Origin of the sequence: Paenibacillus sp. cl141a, from assembly GCF_900109305.1 — a bacterium.
GTDB lineage: Bacteria > Bacillota > Bacilli > Paenibacillales > Paenibacillaceae > Paenibacillus_AQ > Paenibacillus_AQ lautus_A.
Genome location: NZ_FNZO01000007.1, coordinates 255091 through 267459 on the forward strand (window position 1 = coordinate 255091; position 12369 = coordinate 267459).

Below are 12369 nucleotides of genomic sequence, written 5' to 3' on the forward strand. Positions count from 1 at the left end.
CTAAAGGAGTTGATCATATGCCTCTAGGAAACATCGGCGTGACAGGACTGATTCTCATCTTGTTGATCGCCTTGATTATCTTCGGCCCTTCGAAGCTGCCTGAACTAGGACGGGCCTTCGGCCGAACGCTAAGCGAATTCAAGAACTCCACGCGGGAACTGGTTTCAGCGGAAGATATCCAAGACGGAGATAAATTGAAATGACCGAGCAGGTACAGGAGCAGGAGCTGCATCTATTAGAGCACTTAACGGAGCTCCGCAAGCGGATCCTCATTACATTGGGCACCTTCTTGGTGGCCCTTTGTGCCGCTTTTCTATATGTGGAACCGCTGTATGAAATGCTGACTCGCGACGTTGAAGGGCAGCTCCAAGTGCTGGGGCCGACGGATGTGATATGGGTATACTTCATGATTGCCGGCGTAATCGCCCTTGCGGTGACGATGCCGGTAGCCGGTTTTCAAGTATGGCAATTTGTCGTCCCCGGTCTGAGCACCGTGGAACGCCGGGCTTCCTTGGCGTATATCCCCGCAATTGGGGGGCTCTTTCTCGCAGGTCTGGCCTTTGGCTACTTTATCGTATACCCTATGGTCCTGTCCTTCCTGGATTCGCTCTCGAATCATTTCATTACGGCCTATACTGCCGAAAAATACTTCCGCTTCATGATCAATATGACCGTACCGTTCGGCGTTCTGTTTGAAATGCCGGTTGTCATCATGTTCTTAACGTCGATCGGCATTCTGAATCCGCTGCGCTTATCGAAGATGCGGAAAATTGCCTATTTGCTGCTGACGGTTGCAGCCGTCACCATAACGCCGCCGGATTTTGTGTCGGATATTCTCGTCATCGTGCCGCTGTTCCTCTTATATGAGATCAGCATCGGACTGTCTCGCATGGTGTACCACAAAAGGCTGAACAAGCTGGAGCTCATAAGCGAGTAACACCTTTATTATTGCAAAACAACAAAAAAGCTTGGAGATCTCCTATTGGGATCCCAAGCTTTTGTTGTTTGAAGCCAACATTGTTATTTCATGAACGTTAGAAAATGGTCGGAACCATTCCCCCATCCATACGAATGGGAGAGCCTCTAAACGCGGAAGCATAAGGACTGCATAAAAATGTTGCCAATCTGCCAATCTCAAAAGGCCTAATGAATCGTTGAATTTCAGATTGTGGCAGGTTTGCGGCCATGAATGCTTTCTCTTTTTCCGAAAAAGTCATATCTTCATTGGCGAATATACCCTCGATAATATGCTGCACGTTCTCGGAGAGAGTCGGTCCCGGCATAATCGTATTGACGGTAACTTCGGTTCCTCTCGTTAATTTGGACAAGCTTTTGGCCAAGGATAACAGCATGGATTTTGTCATGCAGTACTGCGGCATTTGTCCGGAAGGCATCACGGCTTCTTCACTCGCCATAAAGATAATGCGGCCAAAATCGTTCTTCAGCATGCCTGGCAAATAAAATTGGGTTAATCCGTTTGCAGCAAGCACGTTGGTACGGAAGTATGTCTCCCATACTTCATCGTCAACGTCCTCGTACGACATGATTTCGTATATCCCCATATTGTTAACCAGAATATCAACATGAGGGTATTTTTCGAATAGAGCCTCTCGTTGACCGATATCCACCAAATCGGCGGTTGCCTTTTGCGGAGAGGTATTCGGAAATTTCGATTTTATTTCGTGTACGGTTCGTTCAACCTCTTCATCATTTCGTCCGTTAATGAGAACATGGACTCCCTCTCTGGCAAGTTCAATGGCAATCGCCTTGCCTATCCCTTTCGTAGAGCCTGTAACCAACGCTGTTTTATTGTTTAATTCCATATCCATAATTTAAACATGTCTCCTTTGCGATCTGGATCATGATTATATTACCTTGAATGGATAGCCAGGTAACTAGCCTATGGCGCCAAAGTTCTTGCTTCTCGCGCCATTTGCAGCGCGCCAATTCGAAGGGGTATCGCCTTCCCACATGCGGAACGCGCGGTAGAATGAGTTCTGGTCTGCATAACCAATCAAAAACGCCACTTCTTTAAGATCGATAGAAGGGTCTGCCAAATACTCGATCGCCTGCTCATGTCTGGCTTGTGTCAACAGCTGCTTGTAGCTCGTGTTTTCATCTGTCAGCTTGCGCTGAAGAGTACGGTCGCTCATTCCCATTTCTTTCGCGACAACGTGAATGTCGGGGCGCCCTCCCGTGAGGAAGCGTTTCAAGATCCATTTGACCCTATCGGAAACGGAACGGCTGTTCCGCCGTTCATCAAGCGATCGGTCCAGGGCGGGAGTCAGGATCTCCAGCAGTTCTTCATTGTAAGAGATAAAGGGACGGTCCAGATCTTGTCGAAGCAGCGAGAGCCGATTGCGTGCTGCGCCAAACCGGATTCGGCAGCCAAAAAAAGCTTCAAGGGTCTCTACATCGCCCATAGGCTCGGAAAATTCCACGAGTCGTGCCCTCAACGGTTGACCGGTCCCCCGGCGTCCGAGCTCAAGCAGATATGCCAGCGTGATTCCGACCAGCATCGGTGGACCGGTCTGCAGGCTGTTCCCCCACTCCAGATCAATCGTGCAGAGCTCGCCCTGCTCGGTGATATGCAAACCTTCAGGCGGGCAAAGCTGTTTGTACCGTGACATTCGATATAAAGCCTCGCGATAGTCACGAGCGTGGTAAGTCGCTAAGACGGTTGGCGGGTACTTCGCCGTTTCAAAGACGGTTGCAAGCTCGACGATGCCCTTGGCCAGATCACCCACGAGATCGGAATATGCCTGCCAAATCGCGAAGTATTGGGCGGTGGTGACTTCCGCTCCAGTGATGATCGTAAGCGGCAAGCGCGCTTTGCGGGCCACGTCCTCAGCGGCAATCCCCATTTGTCTTAATCCTGTCCAAAATCCCGGAGGGAGTTTAATCCGGTCGGACACATGAGACTTCATATCTATAGAACTCCTATTCATCATCGGATAGCCAAGTCACTTTGCTGGACGGTCTTTAACCACTCCCTGGCCAACAACTGGTGTCCCGCTGCCGTAGGATGAACACCGTCCCATAACCAGTATTCCGCCGCAACGTTTTGGGCTGCTTGGTTGAATACTTCCTGCAAAGGAACAAAAAGCGTGTGATATTCCTCTGCCAACTGCCGAACGATTGAACCGTATTCATCGATCTTGCTGCGCCATTGATCCCATCCATTCGCGGTAGCCGCCGTTTGCAAAACAAAAGGCTCGCACAGCACCAGGCCGGTTTCCGGTAGAACTTCCCTTGTTTCGCTCAGCAGTTGGCGATAGATTCGTTCGAAACGGTCTGTTGCTCCTTCGGGCTGACCTTGAATGATACGGCCTGCATCGTTCACACCTGCCAGAATACTGATGAGATCAGGCTTCAAGCTAAAGGCATCTTCGTTCCATCTTGCATACAGATCCGATACGCGATTGCCGCTGACCCCTCGATTTATAAATAGCGGCTGGCTTTGGGCGAATTCCAATCCGAGCTGCGCAGCGATGAGATAGACGTAGCCATGTCCCAAAATATGATTAGGGTCCTGGTTTCTTCCCCAATTGCCGTCAGTTATCGAATCACCCTGAAATATAATGGTTTTTCTCTGGTTCTCCATAGTCGCTGTCTCCGATCTTAAATAATGAGATTGTTTAGCTATTGTACCTAAATTCCCTCTACCTTGACCAGTGTATCGAAAGCGAGTTCCAGGATTTAACAACTGGGATTGTATTTTTATACATTGTTGTTAGTTGTTTGAATAGCTCGCTAAAGAGAGCCCCAAGAGGTTTCGCTTCTCGACATCTCATTAAAAAGAAACTCCATTTATAATAGCAAATAAAGAAGTCGCCGATTCTGGCGACTTCTTTCGTAATATGATATAGGGATACAGGAATGACTATGGCAGCTGCCGGTATTCTTCCTCCAGAATCGACATTACAATCATATCATGGTATGCTCCGTCCCAATATAGCGAGTCTCGCAGGGTACCTTCCCGTACGAAACCAAGCTTCTCGTAGACATGAATGGCCCGGGGATTAAACGCATATACGCTTAACTCGATACGGTGCAGTCGTATACTTTCGAAACCATAACGCAGCATAAGCTTCAAGGCCTCCGTGCCGTATCCTTTATTGCTGTGCCGATCGGAGATCGATATGCGGATATTGCCGCTGCGATTATTGAGGTCGATTTCGTTCAGGACCACTTCTCCGATTAATTCGTCCGATTCCTTCTCCGCAATCATCATATCCAGGCGATCCTCATGGGCGTATCCGATGTTATGAATCCAAGCCGCAATCGAATCCTTGGTGAACGTCTGCTGTGTTCCGGTTAATCGGTTAGACTCCGCATCCTGCAATAATTCGAAGTATACATCAAATTCATCTTCCCTTACGGGACGGAGCACAATGCGGTCCCCTTCTATCCGTGTTTCAAGCCTTTTTTTCATTTCCCTAAGCCTCCAAGTTTTGTTCCACTTATTCGAGATATCCAAGCTAACTCTAAAGTACCATGGATTCGCCGATCTGTGCAGACGATAAAACACTTATAGTTAAACTATCCTGCCTCCAATTTCACAAAAGCGTTGAGATTGGACGGTTTATTGGTTTCCGAGAAGTTAGAACGATAACCGGTTCGATCTCAAGCGGTTCGGTTACAGTTTCATACCGACAGGCTACGTTACCATTACGATCAATCAGGAAATTCGTGAAATTCCACTTTATTCATTCACCTGCGTAAATGTCCGAATGTTTATCCAGCAGAAAATTCTTCATCCATTGCCCGTTCGGAGTTTGAGTTTCAATGCCTTCGAATGGTGCCCGATGTGTAAGATAAGAGAATATCGGTTGGGCTGCCGGACCGCGACCTCGACTTTTTCAAACAAAGAAAAGGTCGATCCTAAGCGGTCCTCGTAACATTCATGAACTTCTGCATGGCTCCCAGGCTCTTTTTCATTGAATTGGTTGCACGGAAAACCAAGTATTTCAAATCCCTGTTTACGGTAACGTATATAAAGCTGCTCAAGGTCGGCAATTTGACGGGAGTATGCACACCTGCTGGCAGCATTAACAATTAGAAGAACCTTGCCCTGGAATTTGGATAATGTGTCCTCACTGAGAGGAATAAGACTAACAACCATCCATCCTATTGTGCGGAGGTTGCGGCAGGTAACCATCCTTCCAGCAGCGCTCCTCCCTCCGGATGGTTGCTGACGGTTATTTCACCTCCGTGCCGCCTTATGATTCTTTGTGAAATGGTCAACCCTAACCCGCTGCCTCCAGTTGATCGGCTTCGAGACGCCTCCCCACGGTACAAGGGTTCAAAAACGCGCTCCAGGTCTTCCGAGGAGAAGCCCGGTCCGGTATCGCGTACCGTAAACCTGATCCGGTTGCCGTCCTTGCAGCATCGCACAGCAATTTCACCATCCAAGGGTGTATGCCTGACGGCATTATCAAGGAGATTATTCATGGCGCGCTCCAATAAATGCGCATCGCCGCTTAGGTGACAATCTCCCATGGATTGTTCGGTAATGGTAATATGTTTGTCAGCCGCCAGCGGCCGCAGGCTGTCCATCGAATTCTGGATAACATCTCTCAAATCAACGGTGCTGCGACTCAGTTCCGTCTCCAAATATTCCATCCTCGTAAATGTGAAAAGATCCTCCACGAGACGATCCAACTGCACCGATTTTTCCTTGCATACCGCTACATATTTGGCGACCATCTGCGGGGATTGAGCGATTCCTTGTTCCAAGCCATCCAAATAACCCCGCAACGCAAACAACGGCGTCCGTAAATCATGCGCAACGGCAGCAATCACGAATCGGCGTTCCTGCTCCAATTCGGCTTGTTTTTGATAGGATTTCTCAAGCCCCTTCACCATCACTTCGAATCCATCGCGTACTTCGGCGATCTCGGTGACCCTGGATGAGGGCAACCGCGCGTTCCAATCGCCTGTCGCGATTTGCCTGGCTGCATTCCCCATCTTCTCAAGCGGTTTGAGCACGAACCGTCTCATACCCATGCCGACAATCAAGATTGCAAGCAGCAGTCCCGCAAAAGCCGACATGACCTGTTTTTCATTGGTTCTTGGCAAATACAGAGTTACCCTACCCAGCAATTGACTATCCTTGATGACGGAGAATCGTTCCGTTGACAACGACGTGCCGCTGCGTTCCGGATTAGACCGATACAACTCCCGATCTTCCGCGGATTGAAGAAGAACATCCATTTTCGCTTCATGCAGCGCCGTTTTCAATTGATTTTGCCAAGCTGGTTCCGTCCATTGGCCGGAGCCGGCTTCAATGAAGCGTATCATTTCTGATACATTACTTTGCAGCGTCTCATTTTGCAGACGTCCTTTTTCGAAGCTGAGCGTCTTGGTCTCCATAAAATGGGCAGTGACAAAAAAGATCCACGGTAACAGAAGGATAAAGAAAAAGCAAAGCATGGTAAAGGTTCGAATGCGCAGCGTCTTCATGTCAACCACCCTCAAAGCGATAGCCTACTCCCCACACGTTAACGAGGAATTGCGGCTGGTTCGGATCGGCTTCGATTTTCTCGCGCAGCCGGCTGAGATGGACACGGATCGTATGCCTGTCGCCCACCCCGTCCCAAAATTTCGCAAGCAGCTGATCATAGGTGAAAACATGTTTAGGATGCTCGGCGAATAATCGCAGAAGTTCGAACTCCTTCGGCGTGAGCACGACGTTATTGCCTTCCACGACCACTTCTCTTGTGGACAAATTCAACCGGAGGCGGCCGTAATCCAATACCCTCCCCTCCATTGGCTGACGGGTCGCGGAGCGCCGCAGTACGGCTTTCACGCGGGCCACGATCTCCCCGGGAGAAGCCGTTTTGACGATATAATCATCGCCTCCGAGCGTCAGCCCCCGGATTTTGTCCACATCGTCGCTGCGGGCACTCAAAAAGAGAATCGGAACATGGCTTTCCGCCCGAATCCGGCGGCACAGCTCAAATCCATTTTGTCCCGGCATCATGATGTCCAGTACCATGCAATGAATGGGATGCTGTTGGAATATGGCCCACGCCTCCTCCGCATCACCAGCAGTCTTCACGTGAAAGCTGTCATTCTCAAGAAAGTCCCTTAATAGTTCGACGATGCTATGGTCATCGTCGACAACGAGTATCGTATTGTCTCCGCTCATGCAAATCCCACCTTTGCCTTCTAGTTTATCATTTTTTTTGCATGAACCGACGAGAGCCCATGAATTGTGATGGTTTGTTTATACTTTTGTGACCTTTTTACGACTTCGTTTGAGATATTCGTTTGGTAAGCTTCTATTTGCGGACAACGGACGGGGCTTCATTCAGGTGGTCGTCCGGGCAATCCATGTTAAAGGGAGGTTATCTTATGGGATTGGAAAACGACGGGTTTTCGTTTTTTCCTTTCGGCGTTTTGTTTTGTCTTACGCTTTTTAGTATAGCAGCTGTTCGGATCTACGCGATTCGCCATCGCTACAAAGACGACAGGCTGCAGGACAGGGACATCGCTTTGATTCTGAAGAGCCGATTGGCAAAGGGTGAGCTGGATGAGAAGGAATATCGCATGCTGAAAGAGCTACTAACCCATTAAGGACGGGAGGTTTTATATTGCTAACTGTACAAATCGTGTTATTTGATGGCTTCGACCTGCTGGATGCCATTTCGCCTTACGAGGTTTTCTGCGCGGCAGCGAGGTATGCAGAACATGAATTAAGCGTGGAATTGGTCACGGCTGAAGGACCAAGGGCTGTGGCTAGCGGCGTTAACGGATTAAGAATTGAAGCGAGCGGCCGACTGAATCCGGAATGCGCGGGCATCATTCTCGTGCCTGGCGCGTCGGGCGAGGTCGATGGTGATGGCCCCGATTCGATTCCGGTTATTTTGGGCCGGGCAATGAATACCGAATTGACCGGTATGATCGGGCAGGCACTCGACCGGCAGGACATCGTAGTCGCTACCGTATGCGGCGGCTCTCTGCTGCTGTCCATGGGAGGACTATTGGAAGGGAGATCTGCGGTAACGCATCACCTCGGCATGGACTTGCTTGGTGCAACCGGGGCAGTCCCGATCAAGGCACGGGTCGTGGACGACGGCAGCCTCGTTACCGGGGGCGGTGTCACATCCGGGCTTGATGTGGCACTGTACTTGGTTGAACGGGAACTCGGACCGCGCATCGCGCACGCGGTAGAGCAGTTATTCGAGTACGAACGAAGAGGAACGGTATGGAAGGCGATCGGCCTGGAACCAAGCACGCAAAAGTCTTTGCCGGGCGACAATGAACCGATCGTATCACCGAACCATGGGGTGTTGACTAGCGCAGCCTCGGGTCACCAACTCACGCAGGCTTCTATGTTCGAAGGGGATTGGGATACGATCATCGCTACGCCTGTAGGGAAAATGGAAGTCAGGCTCTCCATATCGGCAAGGAACGACATCATCGAAGGTACGGCAACGCAAGGAGATGAAACCATCCAATTCAGGAGCCCTGTGCTTCAGAACGGCAAGCTGGCCTGGTCGCTTCCCATCACGAAACCCATGCGCCTGAACCTGAAATTCGAAGTTACCGCGGACGGAGATGTTATGACCGGAACCGCCAAAGCCGGCATGCTGCCGGCATCCAAATTAACCGGAACACGGGTTTCCTAAGAGTCGGAGGTTATGGAACTGCATGAAGAATCGGAAATCATTATATCGGCTGCTGGCCTGTGTCAGCCTTGTATTTATTCTATACGCCCTGGTCAAAAACTATTGGATCGATCCCGGTGCTGCTGGTTTTTTAAGCCGAAAAACCGGGCTGAAGCGGGAGCTGAATCTTCCGGTCTGGTTGAATGTCATGTACGTTCATGTTGGATTTGCTTGTCTGGCCATGGCGTCGGGCTTGATCAATTTTTCCAATCGAATGTTTGAAAAAAGCCGCCGGTTCCATCGTTTCAACGGCTACGTCTACCTCGTGTCCGTACTGGTGGTTGTCCTGACCTCCGGATATATGGCGCCTTACGCCACCGGCGGAAAAATCAGCAGCATGGGATTCAACGCGCTCAATCTGATCTGGCTGTTTGTCACCATGACGGCGTTCATCCAAATCAAGAGGAAACGAATCAACCTTCATCGGAACTGGATGATCCGGAGTTACGCCTTCTGCTTCACGAACCTGTTGATTCATCTTATCACTTCTCTTGTTCATCAGGCTTTCGGTATGATTTACGCCACAAGTTACACCATTGGCCTATACGGCTCTATTGCGCTGCTGATCGTTATTCCTGAAATCATCATCAGAACGAAACCAACCGAAAAAAACGAACTCATTCCTTGATTGGAATGGTTCGTTTTTTATTTTCAAATTCTACCGTGGTGTTCATAAAATTCTGTTTATCGCGGCTCGCTCATCATTTTTGGGTTTTTATTGGGATAGATACGGTTTGATCATAGGTTTTAATGTAACGGTATCCATCCAGCAGCAGGAATTCCGGCTTATTCGTTGCGTCAAATGAATACGTCTGCTCCCATAGGATATTGCCGTTCTTCAAATCCCAAGGACGTGATCTGGATATGGACGATACAGGAACCTTCTTCCCCCCCGTTTGTACGGATAATTGATCCGTTTCCAAGATGGTAAATTGTTTTCTGGCTATCACGATATCATAACCGGCATCGGTTTTCGTGACGCTTCGTATCCATAACTTCTCATTGCCAACCTGGATCGATTGATCAGACGGTGACGCAAGGGAGATGGGTTCTGCTACTTTCTGATATCCATCGAAGGATTTAAGAACGATTTCAATCGTCTCTATTTGATCCGTAGGAAGGACGTCGTATTCCAGTTCAAATCCTGGGATGCCCTTTTCGGCGTATCGATCCGACCGCATTCCCCAAAACTTCACTTCCGTGCCATTGACATAAAGCTTGGTTTTACCAGGAAATCTGGGGAATCCCTCGTCCTCAAATTCGTAATGACCCTTCACGATGGTAGAAGTTGGTGAAGCCGTAATGGAGTCATAGTGGACAGTCCCCTGATCAACCGAAACGGATTTTGATATATCCTCCTTAATCATGCTTTTCATCGCTTTGTTCGCTTCAAACTTGAAGGAGACCGGATAAGCTGCCCTCTCCCCGTTATCCAGCCACTCACTGAAGGTAACGGTTAATGTTCTGGAAAATGGGCTGACCGGCTCGAATTTATACACGCCCTCGTACCAAGTCTCGTCTTTGCTATAATTGCCGCTCCCTTCTCTCGGACGGGAATCCGTCATGAAGCCATGTATTCCACCAACGTTGTAACGAAAAGAACCATTGTCGGAAAGCACGCTGCCTGCGGGTCGATCGATACTGTAATACATAAGAAATGCGTTATCGTCCGCGATGACTCCATTAATGGTTATGACCGTACCGTCATTCAGCGTTTTGCTTTTGCCGACCGTTTGTCCATACCCTTGCTCCGTAACTTCAGAAAAGCTAAGTGAGTTCAGTTCGATTTTATCCAGCAGCTTGACGCCATAGTAAGCAAATGCAGGATATTGATAGGTACCGACAATCAGGAGCAGTGCCGCGGCTATGGATGCAGCCCATACAAAAGCTCGATTCCGGTCCTTTTTCTTGGCGGGAACTAGCTCAAGCGCATGCCGCAGTCGCCCTTCAAGTTCTGGCGGGGCCTGTACGGAATTCAGGTTCTCTTGATGCTCCTTCAGCTTCTCCTCGATCGTTCTCAAGGCGATCACCTCCGATCATGACTTTCAGTTTCAGTATGCCTTGCGAAATTCTTGATTTGATCGTGCCGATCGGTGCACCGGTCATATCGGCTATGGTCTGATACGGCAAATCATGCACGTAGCGGAGCTCAATCGCTTCTCGCTGCCTTGGATTCAGATGAGATAGCAGCACCTGCAGATCCATCTCAGACTCCACGCAGCGATAGGGATTATCGTCGGTAAAAGTCATAAGAGCAGTTTCCTGATCGTCTCCCAGCGGAAGAAATCGTTCCTTTTTTCGGAGTAGTGTTTTGCAGCGGTTGACTAGAATCGTTTTGCTCCAGCTATAAAAGGCTTCGCTCTTTTGCAACTGATCCAGCTTTTCATACAGCGTAACGATCATGTCTTCCATGGCATCCATCGCGTCATGCTCATTTCCCATGTAGCTGTAGGCTAGACGATAATAAGCGTCCTGATCGGCTATGATCAACTGTAATAGAGCTTCCTTATTTCCTCGTTTGGCTTGTTTCACAAGACGGCTGACTCGCATATTCTCCCCCTCTCTCATGTATAAGAGCTAGAAGCAATGATAAAAGTTCATTCCGCACAAAAAAACTCCACACCATACACAGGTAAACGTTTGCCTATCCCTGTGCGGGTGCGGAGACCAATGAATCCAAAACAGAAACTAACCAAGCTCGAAGCTTAATGGAGCTTTGACGTATTCTGTTTTTGTGTTATTTTCAGTTTCTCCGGGGTAACGTCTTCACCATTCGGGTCCACAACTTTCAGCGTAGACATGGTCGAGAGAACCTGCCCTCGGATGGCTTGCAAATATTCCTGACGAAGCTGCTGCTGTTCAATGTATTCTTCTTGGCTCAGACCCTCGGTCTTCTGCTTGCGGCTCAGTTCATTAATTCTATGCAGTGAAGGTATGGTCATGGTTATCTTTCATCCTTCCGTATAACAAGTTGTAACAGTCAGTTTACTGTAAATAACCTGCGGTTGCAACTGTTGGTACAAGCCTGAGTAATTGAGTTAATCTATCCTACCGGTTAGCTTAAACTATAGTTGGTTCATTCCGACTATAAGCCAAGTCTTCCGAGAAATACACACCCAACTGAACGCGATGATAATAGACCTGATTTACAATAATCTGATGTTATCAAAATCCATATTGAGTTCCTTTCATTAACTGCCCGTTACTTGTGTTTTCGCAGGCAAGCAAAGAGATTAAGATCAGAGGGATGCAAGAAAAACCGATCATGGTGACGATCAATTTATTTCGGATACTGCGTTGAAATGGTTCCAGAATGAAGCGAAAAATCCCAGACAATCTTCTCAATCAACTCACAACCTTTTTCCACGAAGTCATTTTAATCATTCACTGTAACATTAGAACAGGATCTGCATAGCTAACTGAAGAAATCCTAGCAGGTGGATCCTTACCTTCAACAAGTACCGATAATATTAAAATGAAAGCGGTTTCTAATCAATAAAAAGATTGACCCAAATTTATTGGATTTTTTTACCCTTAAACCGGTATTCCTATTCTTTTTTAAGTCAGTGAGATTACATCTTTCAGTGATTCAATCCAATTTCAGCGCAATTAAATAAACCCTTCGAATTTATCGAAGGGTTTCGTTGTTATGTACGGTGCTGTCGAGAGGACTCGAACCTCCATGGGAGGCAGC

At 48.4% G+C, this 12369-nt stretch carries 14 protein-coding genes and 1 pseudogene; 5 read left to right on the forward strand and 10 right to left on the reverse strand.

The window, feature by feature from the left end:
• Nucleotides 1-17 precede the first annotated feature (17 nt).
• Together tatA and tatC are read left to right on the forward strand one after the other, a co-directional pair.
• Nucleotides 18-203: a twin-arginine translocase TatA/TatE family subunit gene (gene tatA, locus BMX45_RS20240; protein WP_015735144.1), complete on the forward strand. Its 186-nt coding sequence runs from the start codon at nucleotides 18-20 to the stop codon at nucleotides 201-203.
• Nucleotides 200-937 carry a twin-arginine translocase subunit TatC gene (gene tatC / locus BMX45_RS20245; protein ID WP_090911242.1) on the forward strand — a complete coding sequence of 246 codons (738 nt, stop codon included), beginning with the start codon at nucleotides 200-202 and terminating at the stop codon, nucleotides 935-937. The genes tatA and tatC overlap by 4 nt, the downstream gene beginning before the upstream one ends.
• Before the next feature lie 97 nt (nucleotides 938-1034).
• On the opposite strand, the gene BMX45_RS20250 is transcribed toward tatC, so the two are convergent.
• From BMX45_RS20250 to BMX45_RS20280, 7 genes and pseudogenes are all read right to left on the reverse strand, one after another.
• Nucleotides 1035-1829, reverse strand: a complete 795-nt coding sequence (locus tag BMX45_RS20250) for an SDR family NAD(P)-dependent oxidoreductase (protein ID WP_090911243.1) — start codon at nucleotides 1827-1829, stop codon at nucleotides 1035-1037.
• A gap of 66 nt (nucleotides 1830-1895) precedes the next feature.
• Nucleotides 1896-2927: an AraC family transcriptional regulator gene (locus BMX45_RS20255; RefSeq protein WP_090911244.1), complete on the reverse strand. Its 1032-nt coding sequence runs from the start codon at nucleotides 2925-2927 to the stop codon at nucleotides 1896-1898.
• A 20-nt stretch (nucleotides 2928-2947) separates the two neighbouring features.
• Nucleotides 2948-3604, reverse strand: a complete 657-nt coding sequence (locus BMX45_RS20260) for an SGNH/GDSL hydrolase family protein (protein WP_090911245.1) — start codon at nucleotides 3602-3604, stop codon at nucleotides 2948-2950.
• Between the two features lie 279 nt (nucleotides 3605-3883).
• Complete coding sequence (locus tag BMX45_RS20265; RefSeq protein WP_090911246.1) at nucleotides 3884-4435, reverse strand: GNAT family N-acetyltransferase; 552 nt, start codon at nucleotides 4433-4435, stop codon at nucleotides 3884-3886.
• 124 nt (nucleotides 4436-4559) lie between these two features.
• A pseudogene (locus BMX45_RS20270) lies at nucleotides 4560-5125 on the reverse strand (glutathione peroxidase).
• 5 nt (nucleotides 5126-5130) lie between these two features.
• Nucleotides 5131-6465 carry a sensor histidine kinase gene (locus tag BMX45_RS20275; protein WP_090911247.1) on the reverse strand — a complete coding sequence of 445 codons (1335 nt, stop codon included), beginning with the start codon at nucleotides 6463-6465 and terminating at the stop codon, nucleotides 5131-5133.
• A 1-nt stretch (nucleotide 6466) separates the two neighbouring features.
• Complete coding sequence (locus BMX45_RS20280) at nucleotides 6467-7153, reverse strand: response regulator transcription factor (RefSeq protein WP_090911248.1); 687 nt, start codon at nucleotides 7151-7153, stop codon at nucleotides 6467-6469.
• A 206-nt stretch (nucleotides 7154-7359) separates the two neighbouring features.
• On the opposite strand from BMX45_RS20280, the gene BMX45_RS20285 reads away from it, so the two are divergent.
• From BMX45_RS20285 to BMX45_RS20295, 3 genes are read left to right on the forward strand one after another with little or no spacing between them, the layout of a single operon-like run.
• Nucleotides 7360-7581, forward strand: coding sequence for an SHOCT domain-containing protein (locus tag BMX45_RS20285; RefSeq protein WP_090911249.1), 222 nt, complete (start codon nucleotides 7360-7362; stop codon nucleotides 7579-7581).
• 17 nt (nucleotides 7582-7598) lie between these two features.
• Nucleotides 7599-8636, forward strand: coding sequence for a DJ-1/PfpI family protein (locus BMX45_RS20290; protein ID WP_090911250.1), 1038 nt, complete (start codon nucleotides 7599-7601; stop codon nucleotides 8634-8636).
• Nucleotides 8637-8658: 22 nt separating this feature from the next.
• The gene (locus BMX45_RS20295; RefSeq protein ID WP_090911251.1) at nucleotides 8659-9303 is read left to right on the forward strand and encodes a DUF2306 domain-containing protein; all 645 of its coding nucleotides are present in this window, start codon (nucleotides 8659-8661) and stop codon (nucleotides 9301-9303) included.
• Nucleotides 9304-9376: 73 nt separating this feature from the next.
• Here the strand turns inward: BMX45_RS20295 and BMX45_RS20300 are convergent, their stop codons facing one another.
• The 3 genes from BMX45_RS20300 to BMX45_RS20310 all read right to left on the reverse strand — a co-directional run bounded on the left by BMX45_RS20300 (nucleotide 9377) and on the right by BMX45_RS20310 (nucleotide 11617).
• Entirely contained in the window at nucleotides 9377-10696 is a 1320-nt protein-coding gene (locus BMX45_RS20300; protein ID WP_090911252.1) for a DUF4179 domain-containing protein, read from the reverse strand.
• Nucleotides 10623-11225: a sigma-70 family RNA polymerase sigma factor gene (locus tag BMX45_RS20305; RefSeq protein ID WP_090911253.1), complete on the reverse strand. Its 603-nt coding sequence runs from the start codon at nucleotides 11223-11225 to the stop codon at nucleotides 10623-10625. Before BMX45_RS20305 ends, BMX45_RS20300 begins: the two co-directional genes overlap by 74 nt.
• Before the next feature lie 155 nt (nucleotides 11226-11380).
• On the reverse strand, nucleotides 11381-11617 hold the full coding sequence (locus tag BMX45_RS20310) for a DUF896 domain-containing protein (RefSeq protein ID WP_090911254.1): 237 nt from the start codon (nucleotides 11615-11617) through the stop codon (nucleotides 11381-11383).
• Between the last annotated feature and the right edge of the window lie 752 nt (nucleotides 11618-12369).